Raw genomic sequence first — 18,371 nt, 5'->3', positions numbered from 1 at the left:
AGTGCGGCACAATGAGATAACAAATGCGCCGCTCCGCCGTCAGGGAAGTAACATTGTTGTTTAATACTAAAGCCCCTATAATGCGGGGCTTTTAAGTTTCAGGTAAATGAGAATTTCAGGTGGCTAAGACAATTCAGGCAATCCGTGGAATGAACGACTGCCTGCCGGAAGTGTCCGGTACGTGGCAGCGAGTGGAGTCCACCCTGCGTCAGGTGGTAGCCAGTTACGGTTATCAGGAAATCCGTACTCCTATTGTAGAGAGTACCGATTTATTCAAACGCTCTATCGGTGAAGTGACTGATATCGTTGAAAAAGAAATGTATACCTTCGAAGACAGAAACGGCGACAGCCTGACACTGCGTCCCGAAGGCACGGCGAGCACAGTTCGCGCCGGTAATGAACATGGTTTGCTATATAACCAGCAGCAACGTTTGTGGTACATGGGACCCATGTTCCGTCACGAGCGTCCGCAAAAGGGCCGTTACCGTCAGTTTCACCAGTTTGGTGTAGAGACCTATGGCCTCGACGGACCGGATATCGATGTTGAAGTGATCCTGCTGAGTGCCCGCATCTGGAAAGCATTTGGCATCAGTGATCAGGTGACCCTGCAAATTAACTCGCTGGGCTCTAATGAGGCCCGTCGTCTGTACCGTGAAGCGTTGACTGAGTATCTGCGGGCACGTGCTGACCAGCTCGATGAAGACTCTCTCCGCCGTCTTGAAACCAACCCTCTGCGTGTGCTGGACAGTAAAAATCCCGATGTGCAGGCGGCGATTCAGGATGCGCCATCACTGCTTGATCACCTGGACGAAGAATCCAAAACACATTTTTCAAATTTATGTGAACGATTATCGCAGGCGGGCATCCAATACGAGGTTAATCCACGACTGGTACGCGGGCTCGACTACTACAACCGCACTGTTTTTGAGTGGGTAACAGACAGTCTGGGCGCTCAGGGTACAGTGTGTGCCGGTGGCCGTTATGATGGTCTGGTTGAGCAGTTGGGTGGCAAAGCCACGCCTGCAGTGGGTTTTGCTATGGGTATGGAGCGGCTGGTATTGCTGTTAACTACCTTGCAGGCCACTGAGCAGGATAATATTGCAGCCGATGTGTATGTTACCTCAATGGGGGCTGATACCTATGCCCTCGAAGTGGCTGAGCTGCTGCGGGACAGTTGTCCTTCCATGCGGGTAATGATGCATTGCGGTGGCGGCAACTTTAAGAAGCAGTTGAAGCGTGCTGATAAGACCGGCGCAGGTTATGCTGTGTTACTTGGCAGCGAAGAAGCTGAGAATAAAGTAGCGACAGTGAAACCGCTGCGTTCTGACGGTGAACAAAAGACGGTAGCGCTGGCTGAACTGGCCGGTATGTTGTCAGAGTTAGTGGATTAAGTGCTGCCGGCGGGCAGCCGGCAGGAAGAAGTCGATTTAGAGGTTAAGTACATGGAACATTTCGCCACAGAAGAACAACAAGTCGAAGCGATTAAAAAGTTTTGGAAAGACAATGGCGCGGCCATTGTGATTGGTGCTGTATTAGGTCTGGGTGGCCTGTGGGGCTGGCGTTATTATTCTGATGCCCAGCGCACAGCAAAAGAACAGGCCTCTGCGGACTATCAGGTGGCAGTTGAATCTATTGAAGCTGATGGCAACGCCGGCAAACTGGACAGTTTTCTGGGCAAAACAGAAAGTAGTGGATATGCCACTATCGGTGGTCTGGTTGCTGCGCAACAAGCCGTAAGCAACAACGATTATGATGCGGCTGTGAAAGCACTCACAGCAGTAAAAGACCAGGCAGAGGATGCGCACCTGGCAACCATTGCTTCACTGCGTCTTGCCCGTATTCAACTGGAACAGGGTAATGGCGATGCCGCGCTGTCTACGCTTAAAGCGGTTAATGACAGTGCGTTTGATGGAAACGTGAAAGAAATCGAAGGCGATGTCTATGTGGCGCAGGAAAAATATGACGCGGCACGCATGGCTTACACTGAAGCGTTAGAAGCCGCCAGCGGTAATGTTCTGCTGGAAATGAAGCTGGACAATCTGCCAGTTCTGGCAAGCGAATAACTATAACAGAGGTATCGGATTTGTTAACGAAAACGTGTGGCCGTACAGGCCGGATTACACGGGCTGCGGGACTGGCGCTGGCGCTGTCAGTATCGCTGTCAGGATGTACAACTATTTCAGACTGGTTTGTCGATGACGAAGAGTTAGAAATCCGCAGACTCGCGCCACTGGACGCACAGTTTGTACCCACAGTGAACTGGGAAGCAGAAGTGGGTGAGGGAATCGACAGCTATTTCTCACACCTGCGCCCTGTGTATGCCAATGAGAAATTATATGTTGCCGACCGTCATGGCACGGTAGCGGCACTGGATCCTGAAAGTGGTGAAACACTATGGGAACAGAACTTTGCTATCTTCAAAGATGAGGGCATGTTCTCGTCTGTAAGGAATCTTTGGAAAAGCGGTGCATCTGCCAAAATCGGCGGGTTGTCTGTTGACGGAAGCCGTGTTTTTGTTGGTACTGAAGATGGCGTACTGATGTCACTGAATGCGGAAACCGGCGAGGTAAACTGGACGCAAACCGTTAATGGTGAAATTCTTGCTTCACCGGTTACCGGCGACAATCTGGTTATCGTTAACACAGGCTCAGGTATTCTTTATGCGCTGGACGTTGAAACCGGTGAGCAGGTCTGGGAACAGGTTGGTGATGTACCGCCATTGACCCTTCGTGGTATTTCTACGCCTGCTGTCAGTAACGGTGGTGTGATTCTGGGTACGCCTACGGGTAAGATTCAGGTGAATATTCTGGATTCCGGACTGATTGCCTGGGAAACACCGATCACTGCGCCCAGCGGTGCGACTGAACTTGAACGTATCGTTGATGTGGATTCTGCGCCCTTAATGTATGGCGGCACTATTTACGCTATTTCATATAACGGTACGCTGGCAGCGGTTGAGTTACGTTCAGGGCGGGTTATCTGGAAGCGTGAATATGCCTCCTACCGTAATGTGACGATGGACGGTAATACCCTGTACGTAGTTGATAACAACTCTCACGTGTATGCACTGGACCGTCGTAACGGTGTTGAACTGTGGTCGCAGAGCGGCTTGAAAAAGCGCGTACTGACGGCCGCTGAGCCAGCCGGTGACTATCTGGTTGTGGGTGACAAGTGGGGCCTGCTGCACTGGATCAACAAAGAAGACGGAAAAATTGTCGCCCGGTACGACCTGGGCGGTGACGATGAAGATGAATCAGTATTCGCTGCACCTGTTTATACCGGTAACGCGGTCATTGCAGTTACCCGTGAAGGTGATGTTGCTTCGTTTTCTGTCCCTTAAGTATTACGCCATCCAATCTCTTTTTCGCGCCGTTCCGGTTTAGCTGACGGCGCCTGCTAATATAGGGTATAATCGCCCGATTCATTCAGTAGCCGCGACTTCCGCGGCTACTGCATTTTTAAACCAGTTTATTTTAGGACTTCAAGCATGTTGCCTGTTGTTGCCCTCGTGGGTCGCCCGAATGTGGGTAAATCTACATTGTTTAACCGATTAACCAACACCCGTGATGCACTGGTTGCAGACTTTCCCGGTTTGACCCGGGACCGGAAATACGGGCAGGCGACCTGGGAGCAAAAGCAATTCATTGTTGTAGATACCGGCGGTATCACCGGCGATGAAGAAGGGATTGATGCAGAAATGGCGCATCAGTCGCTGCGTGCTATTGATGAAGCTGACGTGGTTCTGTTCCTCGTTGATGCCCGTGCAGGCTTGTTACCTGCGGATATCGGCATTGCAGAACACTTACGTAAAGTGAACAAGAAGCTGTTTGTCGTTGCCAACAAAGTCGACGGCATCGACGGCGACAGTGAAAGTGCTGACTTCTATACCCTTGGTCTTGGCACCATCCACCAGATTGCTGCCGCTCACGGCCGGGGCGTTTCTCTGTTACTGGAGCAGGCTCTGACACCTCTGGCTGAAGAATTTCCGGACATGCAGGTGCAGCCAAAAGAGGTTCATGAAGAACTGGACGCTGAGCAGCAGTTAGAAAGGCTGAAGAACCTCCCGGTTAAACTGGCGATTGTAGGCAAACCCAATGTGGGTAAATCCACGCTGACCAACCGTATTCTCGGTGAAGATCGTGTGGTTGTGTTCGATATGCCGGGTACCACCCGTGACAGTGTTTACATTCCTCTTGAGCGTGACGGGCGGGAGTATATCCTCATTGATACAGCCGGTGTGCGCCGCCGTAAGCGCGTTGCTGATGCAGTAGAAAAATTCTCTATTGTTAAAACACTGCAGGCTATTGAAGAGGCCAACGTTGTATTAATGGTGATTGATGCCCGGGAAGGGATTGCGGATCAGGATCTCAGCTTACTGGGTTACATTCTGAATTCCGGCCGTTCTCTGGTGGTCGCAGTGAACAAATGGGACGGTCTCAGTACAGACATTAAAGATGATATCAAGCGGGAGCTTGACCGTCGTCTCGGCTTTATTGATTTTGCCCGTTTGCATTTTATATCGGCTCTGCACGGCTCCGGTGTGGGTAATTTGTTTGAGTCAGTGATTGAGGCGTATGACAGTGCTACCCAGCGTGTGGGGACGGCTATGCTTACCCAAATCATGGAAATGGCTCAGGCAGAGCACCAGCCTCCAATGGTTCGTGGTCGTCGTGTGAAAATGAAATACGCCCACGCCGGTGGTTATAACCCGCCTGTTATCGTGATCCACGGCAATCAGGTCGACGATCTGCCGGGTTCTTATAAACGTTATCTGATGAACTATTACCGCAAGTCACTAAAAGTGATGGGAACGCCTATTAAAATAGAGTTCCGTGAAGGGGCGAACCCGTTCGAAGGTAAGAAGAATCAGCTTACGCTGGCGCAGCAACGCAAACGTAAGCGTATGATGGCATTCCACAAAAGCAAAAAGTAAGCCCCGCTCTTATTGCGCTGATGACATACCTCTGATGGTTTTCATCAGCGCGGATTCACCCGGTACTTCAATGACCGGCAGCGCCGCTGACACCAGATTATCAGCTATTCTGGGTGGAAATGTGGTGGATAATGTCACCAGCTTATCTTTCATTTCAAAAACATAAGTCGTCGCGAATAATGGCTCACCGAGTTCATTTTCTGCATGCACGGCCATACGGTAACCATTAAAGCGTTGTGAAGCCGAATTTACCGTGAAAGCTGATACCGGGCTGTCTGTGATCAGCGTAAGTCCCTGTGCAGCCGACATCTGTGTCGCTTCTTTCAGATTTTCTTCCAGTGCTGCCTGCAGCCTTTGGGATTCAGGCATGGATAAGTCCATCAACACCGGTCCGACAGTAATATCTATCAGTGCGTCATCAAACTCAGGGTGGCTGTAACGGCTGATAATGCCTTTAAACGGATCGGGATAATGCTGGGTATCCTGAAGGATAAATTCGCCGATGGATTGAGGCAGGACAAGCTCTGAATTGTAGTCGCTGGCACCCAGCGCGGTGAAAAGGTATTCAGCAGAGAAAACAGATTTTCGTAACGACGCCAGCCACCAGGTATCCAGTATTTCTGATGCAAGTTCAGTAACAGGCTTTTCTGTTTTCGAGTAAGTCTCAAATCGTTGAGAGTCTATTTCCACGCCACGCCATTGTACGGTGAATTCTGTAAAATAATGCGGCGTGGTGTTTGCCGGCCACAAGCCTGCTGTAGCAGAGTGAAGTGAGACGCCGTCATTATCGTTATCAGCAACCTGTGCTGACAACGATGCTATCAGGATCTCATAGTCAGCGGCATCTGACTCTGTCAGTACATCATCAAACCAGTTCTTTTCTTTGAGAATAGCGGCAAATTCATTCCCTGCAATAGCATCTTCCATACAACGGTCAGTGGCATTGACCTGTTGACAGCGTGCACTCATGGTATCGCCCGGCCAGGTGGAAAACAGTGCTACAGGAGCCGCAACATGATATTTGGGTAAAAACGAAGACGCGGGCGCGGGTTTTTCTGGCACTTGCTGACAACCGGTTATCAAAACCAGTGGCAACAGACTGCAAACCTTATTCACAAAGATTCCTGATATCGGGAAGGATTAGGGGAGGGCTAGTGTGACCTAACCCCGGCCCGTGCTCAAGTGTCTTTTCACAGACTTTTCTTCACAGTAGTCACCTTACTGATAATTTCGCCACTGGCAAGGCGGGTGGTGATTTCATCCCCCTCACTGACTTCCGTTGATGACAGTACTGGCTTATCGTCAGCAAAAGTGATGCTGTAGCCACGTGTGAGTGTTTGCAGCGGGCTCACTGAATTCAGTAATTGTGCCTGACCCTGCAATTGCCTGTTTTTACTTTCAAGCAGGCGCTGCACCGATTTTTTCAGCGCGCTGTCGAGCTGACTGCAACGGTCTTGCAGGCGGACCACCCGGTTTGCGGGATTTTGTCTGTCCAGCCTGCGCAGCAAATTATTCAGCCTGGTGGCATAACCTGCAATCCGTGACTCCATAGCATGGCTCAGGGCCAGTGCTGCGCGATCCAGAGACTGCGACTGACTTTGCAAGCGTCGCTCCGGATGCACCGCTTTCAGGCGCTGCTGTAATACGGCGAGCTGGTGTTGCTGTTGTCTGAACTGTTGCTGCCATGCACGGTTAAGCGCTGTCGCTTTTTGCTGAACAAACGCCAGGCGTTCGCTTTGATCGCGGCTTAACAGTTCGGCACCTGCAGACGGGGTAGGGGCACGCACGTCTGCCACAAAGTCGGCAATGGTCACATCGACTTCATGACCCACCGCACTCACCAGCGGCACCGGCGATGCAGAAATACAATGGGCCAGCGCCTCATCATTAAAGCACCATAAGTCTTCCAGCGAGCCGCCACCACGGGTGAGCAGTATGACATCGACCTCATCGCGATGGTACGCGGTTTCCAGCGCACGGATAATTTGCGCAGAGGCCTGTTCGCCCTGCACCAGCGTTGGATACACGATGACTTCTGTTGCCGGGCTTCGTCGTTTCAATACCGTAAGTACATCGTGCAAAGCGGCACCGGCGGAGGAGGTGACCACACCGATTTTATTAATTACCTGAGGGACAGGGCGCTTGGCATCGGCATCGAACAGGCCGTCGCGCTGTAATTTCAGTTTCAGGGCCTCAAAGGCTTGTTTCAGCGCGCCGTCACCGTCAGCTTCAAGATGTTCAATAACCAGTTGATAGTCGCCCCGTGGCTCATACAAGCCCACAGAAGCGCGCACTAACACTTTGTCGCCTTCCTTCGGGCGCTGTTTTACATAGCGGTTTGACCCCTTGAACATGGCCGCCCGTACCTGGGCTTTGTTATCTTTGAGGGTGAAATACCAGTGTCCCGAGGAGGCCGCGACGAAATTAGAGATTTCTGCAGACAACCAGACAAGGCCGATTTCGCCTTCCAGTACGGTCCTTGCCAGCCTGTTAAGCTTGGTCACAGTGAGAATTTGACGGGATGTAGAAGGGGAATTAAACAGCATAAATAAAAAATCATCAGGTTTAGGACAATTAGAGTTTACCTGATTTAGAAAAAACACTACAATTGCGCCGCAATTAACTCTCCACTTATTCAGGTGTTATTGCATGCTCAGAATCATTCAAGAAGCTCTTACTTTTGATGATGTACTGCTGGTACCGGGGCATTCTACTGTCCTTCCTCATACAGCAAACCTCCATACTAAACTGACTCGCAGCGTGTCGCTGAATATCCCTATGGTATCTGCATCCATGGATACTGTTACGGAAGCGCGTCTTGCGATTGCCCTTGCCCAGGAAGGCGGCATCGGCTTTATTCACAAAAACATGGAGCCGGCAGAGCAGGCAAATCACGTACGTGAAGTGAAAAAATACGAAAGCGGTGTGGTTTCAGACCCTGTAACCGTAGAACAGACCACGGCTATCGGCGAAGTACTCGCGATGAGCAAGAAACTGGGTTATTCCGGTTTCCCTGTGACTGATAAAGATAACAACCTCATCGGTATCGTCACCGGACGTGACATGCGCTTCCAGAACCGTCTTGATTTACCGGTTAGCCAGGTGATGACTCCGAAAGACAAGCTGGTAACAGTAAAAGAAGGTGCAGACTCTAAAGAAGTACTGGATCTGATGCACGCGAACCGTATCGAAAAAATTCTGGTCGTTGACGATGCCTTCAAACTGACCGGTCTTATTACCGTTAAAGATTTCCAGAAAGCGGAAAGCAAGCCAAACGCCTGTAAAGACTCATTGGGTCGTCTGCGCGTTGGAGCGGCTGTTGGCGTAGGTGCCGGTACTGACGAGCGTATTGCTGGTCTGGTTGAGGCAGGCGTTGACGTACTGCTTATCGATACCTCACACGGTCACTCACAGGGCGTAATCGATCAGGTTGCCCGTATTCGTGGTGCGTATCCTGACTTACAAATCATTGCAGGTAACGTGGCAACTGCAGCGGGTGCGAAAGCACTGGCAGATGCCGGTGTTGATGGCGTAAAAGTGGGCATTGGCCCGGGGTCAATCTGTACTACCCGTATTGTTACCGGCTGTGGTGTTCCTCAGATTACGGCTATTTCAGATGCGGTTGAGGCACTTGAAGGCACTGGTATTCCTGTTATCGCTGATGGCGGTATCCGTTTCTCTGGTGACATCGCAAAAGCGCTGGCAGCGGGTGCAAGCTGCGTAATGGTTGGCAGCATGCTGGCCGGTACCGAAGAAGCGCCGGGTGAAGTCGAACTGTATCAGGGCCGTTACTACAAATCTTACCGTGGAATGGGCTCGCTGGGCGCGATGAATCAGCGTCACGGTTCTTCTGACCGTTACTTCCAGGCATCAGATAATGCTGAGAAGCTGGTACCGGAAGGTATCGAAGGCCGCGTAGCATATAAAGGCCCAATTGCGACCATCATCCATCAGCAAATGGGCGGCCTGCGCTCAGCCATGGGTTTAACCGGCTGTGAAGATATTCCTACGCTGAACACCAAAGCACAGTTTGTGCGCGTAACGTCAGCGGGCATGGGCGAGTCTCACGTACACGATGTGAGCATCACCAAAGAAGCGCCAAACTACCGTTTGGGCTAATCGCCGCTAAACTAGTATTTTGTCAGGCTGGTATTTCTACCAGCCTTTCTGTTTTATTTAACGGGTAAAAACATGACTACCAATATTCATAGCCAGCGAATACTTATTCTGGACTTCGGTTCCCAGTACACGCAACTGATCGCACGTCGCGTACGTGAAATCGGTGTTTACTGTGAGCTGTGGGCGTGGGACGTGACCGAAGAACAAATTCGCGGATTCAACCCGGACGGTATCATCCTGTCCGGCGGCCCGGAGTCTGTGACTGAACTGAACTCACCCCGCGCCCCGGAATATGTGTTTGAAGCCGGTGTTCCGGTGCTGGGTGTCTGTTACGGCATGCAGACCATGGCAGAACAGCTGGGCGGTAGCGTACAGGGTTCTAATAAACGTGAATTCGGTTATGCGCAGGTTGAAGTATTAAAAGCCACCGATCTGCTGGCGCAGATTGAAGACCATATCGGTGAAAACGGTAATGCGCTGCTGGACGTGTGGATGAGCCACGGCGATAAAGTAGCGACGATTCCGGAAGGATTCGAAACCATCGCACAGACACCTTCATGTCCTCATGCTGCTATGTATAACGAAGAAAAGCGTTTCTATGGTGTACAGTTTCACCCGGAAGTGACCCATACCCGTCAGGGCCAACGCTTACTAACGCACTTTGTCATGGACATCTGTGGCTGTGAAAAACTGTGGACGCCAGGCGCGATTATCGAAGACGCCATTGCCCGTATTAAAGAAAAAGTGGGCGATGACGAAGTGATCCTCGGCCTGTCAGGCGGTGTGGATTCATCTGTAGTTGCCATGCTGATCCACCGTGCCATCGGGGACAAGCTGACATGTGTGTTCGTAGACAACGGTCTGTTGCGCTTAAACGAAGGTCAGCAGGTAATGGATATGTTCGGAGACCACTTTGGACTGAACATCATCAAGGTGGATGCTGAAGATCGCTTCCTGGCGAGACTGGCGGACGAAGCCGATCCCGAGAAGAAGCGTAAAATCATCGGTAACGAGTTTGTTGCCGTGTTCGATGAAGAAGCGTCTAAGCTTACCAACGCCAAATGGCTGGCGCAGGGCACCATTTACCCTGACGTCATTGAGTCTGCGGGTTCTGCTACCGGTAAAGCCCACGTTATCAAATCCCACCACAACGTCGGCGGCCTGCCTGAAGACATGAAGATGGGGCTGGTTGAGCCGCTGCGTGAACTGTTTAAAGACGAAGTACGTAAGATTGGTCTTGAACTCGGCCTGCCGTACGACATGCTGTATCGTCACCCGTTTCCTGGCCCTGGTCTGGGCGTGCGTGTACTGGGCGAAATCAAGAAAGAATACTGTGACCTGCTGCGTCGTGCCGATGCCATCTTTATTGAAGAACTGCATAACGCCGACCTTTACCACAAAGTCAGTCAGGCATTCACCGTATTCCTGCCGGTACGTTCTGTTGGCGTAATGGGTGATGCCCGTAAATACGACTGGGTTGTATCGCTGCGTGCGGTTGAAACCATCGACTTCATGACTGCACACTGGGCGCACCTGCCGTACGATTTCTTAGGTAAGGTGTCTAACCGTATCATCAACGAAATCGACGGTATTTCCCGCGTGGTTTACGATATCTCCGGTAAGCCGCCTGCTACTATTGAGTGGGAATAAGTTCTCTCATTAGTCTCAATAACAGCGTTCAAGTAAAGCCCTGCAAATGCAGGGCTTTTTTGTTCTTAAATTTAGGGCTCTCGTCTCTAAATTATCAATTATCGCATTTTTAACTGTCAGTTTATTTTGCAACTAAATATTAACAATGATCTATCTAACTGAAATTTCAAAGGTATTTTTTTGGCTCGAATCTTGTTAGGGAAAAGTGAGGTTTTGATTAATACAGGAAGTGGAAAATGAAACTAAATATACAAAAATCACTATTATTACTTGCTTTGATTTTAGGACATACATCAGTATCAATTGCGTCTGTTCTTTATTTTGAAGATGACACTATTGCCACATCGTCTGTACCTGGCGCACTAACATTATCCGGTGTGGATGGTCAAACGACAACTGTAACGTCGGTGACAGACTTCAATACTCAGCTTGCGTCACAAAGCTGGGATCTGGTAATCCTTGGCGAACAGAATAACAATATTTTCAGCAGTATCTCAGGTCTTGATACTTACCTGGGTAACGGGGGCTCTATACTAGGTACAACCTGGCTTGATAATTCAGGTTTATCTGCATTATTGGGAGCTTCGGGTCGTTCAGGTACAAACGGGACAAATATTGCGATTGACTCACACCCCATTTTTGCGGGTCTGTCTTCACCGCTTATGCTGGCAAACCCGGGCTGGGGTATTTTTTCCAGTAGCTGGATAGCATCGTCATCATCTCAATGTCTGGGGACGTTGGGTTCAGGTTGTGCAGTTGTTGAGGGAAATAGTGGCAATTCATTACTGTTAAGTGGCTTGTTCGATACTTATGATGTATCTGATGGTAATATTCTCCTCTCCAATAGTATCAACTACTTGTTAAATGGAGCGACAGGTCCGGTAAGTGTTTCTGAGCCCGGCACTCTGGTATTGATTACATTGGCTATGGCTGGTTTCTTTACCCGAAGAAAGCGTAGCTAAACAGAAAAGCCCGCATTTTGCGGGCTTTGTTATTTTTGACTGTCCGAAGGTTTACACTTCCAGACTCGCCATATCAATCACGTAACGGTGGGCTACGTCACCTTTTGCCAGGCTTGCGAATGCATCATTCACTTCATCAGCTTTAATCATCACACATTCAGGGTGAATGTTGTGCTCAGCACAGAAATCCAGTACTTCCTGAGTTTCCCTGATACCGCCAATCAGAGAGCCTGCTACGCGGCGGCGGCCCATTACTAACGGCATGGTCATAAAATCTTCCATGGGGCCAACCTGACCAACAATAGCCAGCGTACCGTCAATGTCGAGAAGTGGCATATAAACATCTACATCATGTTTAACCGGCACCGTGTCGATGATTAAATCAAATGATGAACCAGCTTCCTGCATTGCGCTCTCGTCAGTAGAAGCCAGAATTCCACTCGCGCCCAGCGCTTTTGCCTGCTCTTCCTTAGAATTTGAACGGCTGAGAACGGTCACTTCTGCGCCCATGGCCACAGCCAGTTTAACCGCCATATGACCCAGACCACCCAGGCCAATTACGCCAACGCGGCTGCCTTCTTTAACGCCCCAGGTACGCAGAGGAGAAAAGGTGGTGATACCAGCACAGAGAATAGGTGCAGTACGGGCCAGATCTAATGATTCCGGTACATTCAGAATGAATTCTTCGCGCACGACAATATGCTTTGAGTAACCGCCCTGGGTAATTTCACCGCTGATACGGTCCGGTGCGCCGTAAGTGGGCGTCATACCATTGCGACAAAATTGCTCTTCACCGTGGTCACACTGGTCGCAGGACTGACAGCTGTCGACCATACAGCCTACAGCTACGTGCTGGCCCACTTTGTAGTTTTTAACGTCTGCGCCAACTTCTATGACTTTACCGACGATTTCGTGTCCCGGGACTAACGGATAAGGCTGGTCGCCCCAGTCGCCGTTTACGGTGTGAAGATCAGAGTGGCAAACGCCGCTATAAAGAATTTCGATGGCCACGTCATTGTCGCGCAGATTCCGTCTTTCGAAATGATAAGGAACCATGTGGGCGTCTGACGAGTGAGCCGCATATCCAATTGTTTTCATAACTAGAGCCTCATTTGTCGTTACATGCTCAGGCATATCCTGATAACGGAAATTTTAAATAAAAACACCCGGGCTGTGCATGCCAGATGCTCTCTAATGATTGCCTGATTGTGCAGATTGCCGGAGGTTTTACGGGAAGACCTGCTGACAGGTTCATTCATAAGCGGGGAAATAAAAATGCCCCCTTAGCGGGGGCATGGTTTAACGAGGTATAAAGAGGGCAGGGATTAACTACGTTTCAGATCAAAGCGATCGTTGCGCATTACTTTTACCCAGGCATCTACGAAGTCGGTAACAAACTTCTCTTTCGCATCTCCAGAGCCGTACACTTCGGCAATGGCCCGTAACTCAGTGTTAGAACCGAAAATCAGATCAACCGGTGTGGCAGTCCATTTCTGTTCGCCTGAAGTACGGTCTGTACCTACATAAATGGCTGCATCATCTTCTGACTTTTTCCATTCTGTAGACATATCCAGCAGATTAACGAAGAAATCGTTTGTCAGCTGACCAGGGTTGCCTGTCAGTACACCATGGGCTGAACCGTCAGCGTTTGCGTTCATGGCACGCATTCCGCCCAGCAGGACTGTCATTTCAGGCACACTCAGTGACAGCATGTCTGCCTTGTCGACCATCATCACAGCCGGTGAGCGGTAGTTACTTTCAGCCCAGTAGTTACGGAAAGCATCAGCAGTCGGTTCCAGTACCGCGAACGAATCAACATCTGTCATTTCCTGTGTGGCATCCATACGACCCGGAATGAACGGAACGGTCACGTCAACACCAGCGTCTTTCGCTGCCTGTTCAACACCTGCAGCACCTGCCAGTACAATCATGTCGGCCAGAGAAATTTTGACCTTCTTCGATTTCTTATTGAAACCGGCCTGAATGTCTTTCAGTTTGCCCAGCACTTTTTGTACTTCTGCCGGATTATTAATTGCCCAGTCCTTTTGCGGAGCAAGAGCAATACGGGCACCGTTTACACCACCGCGCATATCCGTATCACGATAGCTTGCTGCAGCGGCCCAGGCGACACGCACTAATTCCTGTACAGACAGACCTGACTTCAGAATGTCCTTCTTCAGTTGCTTAGCTTGTTTGTCTGAAACAAGCTTGTGGTCAACTTCAGGAATTGGATCCTGCCAGATAAGGTCGTCAGCCGGGATTTCAGCACCCAGATAACGGGCTTTCGGTCCGAGATCACGGTGGTTCAGTTTGAACCAGGCTCTACCGAAGGCCAGTTCAAAGTCTTCCGGATTCTGCTGGAAGCGTTTGGCAATCTTACGGAACTCAGGATCTTCTTTCAGCGCAAGGTCAGTGGTAAACATGATAGGAGCGTGACGTTTACCCTGAACGTGGGCGTCAGGAACCATGTTCGCCGCGGATTCTGCAGTAGGGATCCACTGAATAGCGCCGGCAGGGCTCTTTGTTTGTTTCCATTCGAAACCAAACAGGTTATCCAGATAATTTGTTGTCCACTGCGTCGGCGTAACCGTCCAGGCACCTTCCAGTCCGCTGGTCATCGTGTCTTCTGCATTACCTTTGCCACAGCTGTTTTTCCAGCCAAAGCCCTGGTCTTCCAGATCACCGGCAGCAGGTTCTTTACCCAAACAGTCTGCTTTTTTGGCCCCGTGAGCTTTACCAAAAGTGTGACCACCCGCGATAAGCGCTACGATTTCTTCATCATTCATCGCCATGCGGCCGAAAGACATCCGGATGTCGTGAGCAGCTGCAATCGGATCAGGCTTGCCGTGAGGTCCAACCGGATTAACGTAAATCAGACCCATTTCTACCGCAGCCAGAGGACCTTTCAGGTTACCTTTCTCATCCCGGCGCTGATCGGTAAGCATTTCTTCTTCCGGGCCCCAGTAAACATGATCCGGTTCCCAGTCGTCCACACGTCCGCCGGCGAAACCATAAGTTTTAAAGCCCATGTCTTCCAGTGCCACGTTACCGGTAAGGGCCATTAAATCGCCCCAGGAAATATTACGGCCATATTTTTGTTTGATTGGCCACAGTAAACGACGTGCTTTATCCAAGTTAGCGTTATCCGGCCAGCTGTTCAGCGGGTCGAAACGTTGCTGACCACCACCGGCACCGCCGCGTCCGTCAACAGTCCGGTAAGTACCGGCTGCGTGCCATGCCATACGGATAAAGAACGGACCGTAATGACCATAGTCTGCAGGCCACCAGGGTTGTGAAGAGGTAAGCACTTCGCGGATATCGGCTTTAACGGCATTTAAATCCAGTGATTCAAACGCTTTTGCGTAATTAAAGTTTTCGCCGTAAGGGTTCGATGCAACACCGTGGGCACGTAACTGGGACAGGTCCAGTTGTTCCGGCCACCAGAATTTGTTGCCTTTCGGGGCTTCGCCCACTACTTTCGCATTTTGATCCATAGTGGCAGAGTACGCATTTGGCGATAATGCCATGGCGATAGCTGCAACAACGGGTAAGAGTTTCATTTTCATGTGTTTATCCTTATTGAATAGTTTCTGGTCACACTTCAGGCCATAAGAATATGATTCAGATTTGTGATAAGAGAAAATTGGATAAACCGATTACTTCAATCTGTTTTTATCATTTGTGAATTAACAATTTATTAACTTTAATTAAGAGCCATGTTATCCCGTTATTGAGCAACTGCGACGATTTTCCTCTGGCGTCTGCGTGTCAGGAAGCGTTATCGTGTGGCACATTCATGTAGAGCAGTTTGCTGAACAAAGGGATAAAACATGCGCGCATATGGTTATAAGCAGGCGTCTGAAACGCTGACTGAAAACGCCATTCAGGCAATCAATATGGCAACTCCTGTGCCGGCGGGAAGAGACCTGCTGGTGAGAGTGCTTGCCGTTTCAGTGAATCCGGTAGATACCAAAATACGTCGTAGCGTGTCTCCTCCGGCTGATGAGATAAAAATCCTCGGATGGGACGCGGTGGGTATCGTTGAATCCACAGGCAGCGATGCGTCGTTATTCAAAAAAGGCGATAAGGTATTTTATGCCGGAGATATTTCCCGTAGCGGTACCAATGCGGAATATCAGCTGGTGGATGAGCGTATTGTTGCGCTGGCACCCGAAGGGCTGTCTGATGTTGAATCTGCGGCCATGCCACTGACTTCCCTGACGGCGTGGGAGCTGTTGTTCGATCGTCTTGAAGTTGCCAGGGGTGAAGAAAGCAAAGATAAAGTGCTGCTTGTCACCGGTGCTGCCGGTGGTGTGGGTTCTATTCTTATTCAGCTTGCCCGTAAACTTACCGGTCTGACTGTTGTTGCCACGGCATCCAGACCGGAAACGAAGGAATGGGTGAGTAAAATGGGCGCACATCATGTACTCGACCATTCACAACCTCTGGCTCCGCAGTACGAAGCATTGTCATTAGAGGGTGTTGACTATGTCGCCAGCCTCACGCATACGCAGTCACATATTGCCGCGCTGGCTGATTTAATGAAGCCGCAAAGCAAGTTCGGTCTGATTGACGATCCGGGTCCGCTGGATATCGGTCTGTTAAAGCGCAAGAGTATTTCGCTTCACTGGGAGTTCATGTACACCCGCTCTCTGTTCAATACCAGTGACATGCTTAAACAACATGAAATCCTCAGCGATGTGAGCAAAATGCTTACTGCGGGGGAGCTTCAAACCACACTCGGCCAGCATTTGGGCCCGGTCAATGCCGCTAATCTGTTCAGAGCTCACCAGATCCTTGAAAGTGGTTCAGCCACCGGCAAACTGGTACTGGCACCGTTCGAAACCGAATAACCCTGAGATTCAGTCACTTCCGGCGGCGAATTGTTCCGGTTCGCCGCTACCTTCCGTATAAATGCACATACTGACTTTCCTTTTTTCATACTCCCTCAACTGACATTCGCAACCTGCTGTCATGTTGCTGTCATAAAAACATCATCTAATACTTTCGTCTAAATGATTCAGTATTACATTTACCCGAAAAGCGTTTTACCAGGTTCCCATTTTGAAATATTCCAGTATCAGCCGGCTTGTCATGACACCCGTGATGGCAGCTCTTATTATTTTAGTGATGCTTAACTCTGCATCACTGTATAAATCTTTTGCCTTACTCAACCATTTTGATGAACTGGAAAACAGTCTGGTTCAGTCAGAGCGTGATGTAACAGCTATTCTGAATACCTTTAAAACGCAGGTACAGGAATGGAAAAACACGTTGCTGCGTGGTTATGACGATGACAACAGGGAAAAGTACTGGCAGCGGTTTCAGCAACGGGAAGCTGACGTGCAGGAGGGGTTCCGCAAGTTATTAACGAATCAGGCGATAAGCGCGGAAGCCAGAAGCACTATCGGTGAATTTCTGGATGCCCATAATCATATGGCAGAAAAGTACCGTGAAGGCTTCGGCGCGTTTGTGGCAGCGGGTTACGATGCTAAAGTGGCAGACGCCTACGTGAAAGGCATTGACCGCAAACCTGCTGAATTACTTGAAGCGGTGGCAACAAACATCGCCGGGCAGTCTTTCAATGCTTTTGAAAACCTGAGAACAGATACCCGCCGCACATTATGGATGATCCTGATCGCTGCACTGGTGTTATCGGCACTGACTACCTGGTATGTGGTTCAACGTTTACGTAAACAGGTCATTAAACCGGTTAAGCAAATCGCGGCCTGCATTGCTGCTCTGGCAAAAAGCCGGTATGACTACAAGCTTGATTACCGCAGCGGGCACGAACTGGGCTCGCTGGCGGATTCTGCACGCTCGTTACAGGATAAGTTGCGGGGCTCAGTTGAACAACTCAAGCAGGCTGAGTCTCAGGTTGCTCACGCTGTTATTACGCTGAGTGATGTGAGTCAGGCTATTCTGGCCAGTGCAGAAGAACAGCACCAGACCAGTCAGTCGCTGGACAGCAGTACCGATAAACTGAAAGAAATTGTACAGAGTCTGGTTGCCATTACCGACCAGGTGGCCGTCGCCACTAACAGCTCTGAAACCAATGTAGCCGCCTGTTACGCCACTTTTTCAAAAGCTAATGACGGCTTCAGGCAACTTGCAGAGACAGTCAATCAGTCCAGTGACATTGTTGATGCCTTGCAATCCCGCAGTAATAACATCCTCAAAGTCGTTAATGTTATCAATGAAATTGCCGACCAGACCAACTTGCTGGCTCTGAATGCGGCTATTGAAGCGGCCAGAGCAGGGGAGCATGGCAGAGGGTTTGCCGTGGTTGCCGACGAAGTGCGGGCTCTGGCAGCCAAAACCCAGCAGTCAACGCGGGAAATCAACGGCATTCTTTCAAGCTTTGAGTCTGAAGCGCAGGGTGCGGTAGTGGCCATGCAATCCGGTAAATCGCTGGCAGATGTGAATGCCAGAGAAGCGACCGCGGCGCTGGAAACACTGAATCTGGTGGTGAAAGATATACAGGAAACCGCCAGCGTTGTCGTTGTACTGAATGAAGCCGCCGATGAACAGGAAGCGGTGCTTAAACAGGTTGAACAGGTTATCAATAACTCTGTGACATCGTCAGAAAAGTATCATGCCCTGTCACGCAGAAACGACATTTCCGATGCCGTGAGAGAAATGGAAGGAAATGTGAAGCAGGTGGTGATGTCACTGACGCATTAACCGGACTACAACAAAGCGGCCGG

Annotated in this window: 13 protein-coding genes; 9 read left to right on the top strand and 4 right to left on the bottom strand. The window is 50.1% G+C overall.

From position 1 onward, the window contains the following. The first annotated feature begins 119 nt into the window (after nt 1-119). The 4 genes from hisS (at nt 120) to der (ending at nt 4,933) form a co-directional block, all read left to right on the top strand. Nucleotides 120-1,391 (top strand): histidine--tRNA ligase, encoded by a 1,272-nt coding sequence (gene hisS, locus ACXAG2_RS15310; protein WP_474868326.1) that lies wholly within the window; start codon nt 120-122, stop codon nt 1,389-1,391. A 51-nt stretch (nt 1,392-1,442) separates the two neighbouring features. Continuing rightward, the gene (locus ACXAG2_RS15305) at nt 1,443-2,063 is read left to right on the top strand and encodes a YfgM family protein (protein ID WP_474842604.1); all 621 of its coding nucleotides are present in this window, start codon (nt 1,443-1,445) and stop codon (nt 2,061-2,063) included. 20 nt (nt 2,064-2,083) lie between these two features. Beyond that, nucleotides 2,084-3,340, top strand: a complete 1,257-nt coding sequence (gene bamB / locus ACXAG2_RS15300; RefSeq protein WP_474868323.1) for an outer membrane protein assembly factor BamB — start codon at nt 2,084-2,086, stop codon at nt 3,338-3,340. Nucleotides 3,341-3,487: 147 nt separating this feature from the next. Then, nucleotides 3,488-4,933 carry a ribosome biogenesis GTPase Der gene (gene der, locus ACXAG2_RS15295; RefSeq protein WP_474842603.1) on the top strand — a complete coding sequence of 482 codons (1,446 nt, stop codon included), beginning with the start codon at nt 3,488-3,490 and terminating at the stop codon, nt 4,931-4,933. Nucleotides 4,934-4,942: 9 nt separating this feature from the next. Here der and ACXAG2_RS15290 read toward each other — a convergent pair whose 3' ends face one another. Both ACXAG2_RS15290 and xseA read right to left on the bottom strand, forming a co-directional pair. Then, a complete protein-coding gene (locus ACXAG2_RS15290; protein WP_474868322.1) occupies nt 4,943-6,049 on the bottom strand; it encodes a hypothetical protein in 1,107 nt (368 codons plus the stop codon). Nucleotides 6,050-6,123: 74 nt separating this feature from the next. Beyond that, the gene (gene xseA / locus ACXAG2_RS15285) at nt 6,124-7,479 is read right to left on the bottom strand and encodes an exodeoxyribonuclease VII large subunit (RefSeq protein ID WP_474868319.1); all 1,356 of its coding nucleotides are present in this window, start codon (nt 7,477-7,479) and stop codon (nt 6,124-6,126) included. A gap of 103 nt (nt 7,480-7,582) precedes the next feature. Between xseA and guaB the strand changes: the two genes are divergently transcribed. From guaB to ACXAG2_RS15270, 3 genes are all read left to right on the top strand, one after another. Beyond that, the gene (gene guaB / locus ACXAG2_RS15280) at nt 7,583-9,052 is read left to right on the top strand and encodes an IMP dehydrogenase (RefSeq protein WP_474868316.1); all 1,470 of its coding nucleotides are present in this window, start codon (nt 7,583-7,585) and stop codon (nt 9,050-9,052) included. A gap of 72 nt (nt 9,053-9,124) precedes the next feature. Then, on the top strand, nt 9,125-10,702 hold the full coding sequence (gene guaA / locus ACXAG2_RS15275) for a glutamine-hydrolyzing GMP synthase (protein ID WP_474842595.1): 1,578 nt from the start codon (nt 9,125-9,127) through the stop codon (nt 10,700-10,702). 236 nt (nt 10,703-10,938) lie between these two features. After that, complete coding sequence (locus ACXAG2_RS15270; RefSeq protein WP_474868314.1) at nt 10,939-11,664, top strand: PEP-CTERM sorting domain-containing protein; 726 nt, start codon at nt 10,939-10,941, stop codon at nt 11,662-11,664. Between the two features lie 51 nt (nt 11,665-11,715). Here ACXAG2_RS15270 and ACXAG2_RS15265 read toward each other — a convergent pair whose 3' ends face one another. Together ACXAG2_RS15265 and katG are read right to left on the bottom strand one after the other, a co-directional pair. Then, on the bottom strand, nt 11,716-12,762 hold the full coding sequence (locus ACXAG2_RS15265; protein ID WP_474868312.1) for an NAD(P)-dependent alcohol dehydrogenase: 1,047 nt from the start codon (nt 12,760-12,762) through the stop codon (nt 11,716-11,718). A 227-nt stretch (nt 12,763-12,989) separates the two neighbouring features. Further along, complete coding sequence (gene katG / locus ACXAG2_RS15260) at nt 12,990-15,230, bottom strand: catalase/peroxidase HPI (RefSeq protein ID WP_474868310.1); 2,241 nt, start codon at nt 15,228-15,230, stop codon at nt 12,990-12,992. Nucleotides 15,231-15,494: 264 nt separating this feature from the next. On the opposite strand from katG, the gene ACXAG2_RS15255 reads away from it, so the two are divergent. Then, complete coding sequence (locus ACXAG2_RS15255) at nt 15,495-16,517, top strand: zinc-binding alcohol dehydrogenase family protein (protein WP_474868308.1); 1,023 nt, start codon at nt 15,495-15,497, stop codon at nt 16,515-16,517. 253 nt (nt 16,518-16,770) lie between these two features. Then, on the top strand, nt 16,771-18,348 hold the full coding sequence (locus ACXAG2_RS15250) for a methyl-accepting chemotaxis protein (RefSeq protein WP_474868306.1): 1,578 nt from the start codon (nt 16,771-16,773) through the stop codon (nt 18,346-18,348). Nucleotides 18,349-18,371 lie beyond the last annotated feature (23 nt).

It is taken from the genome of Alteromonas sp. ABH4_456, from assembly GCF_056160645.1.
Note: the sequence above shows the minus strand (reverse complement) of the source record. Positions and strands in the feature narration are given on the sequence as shown.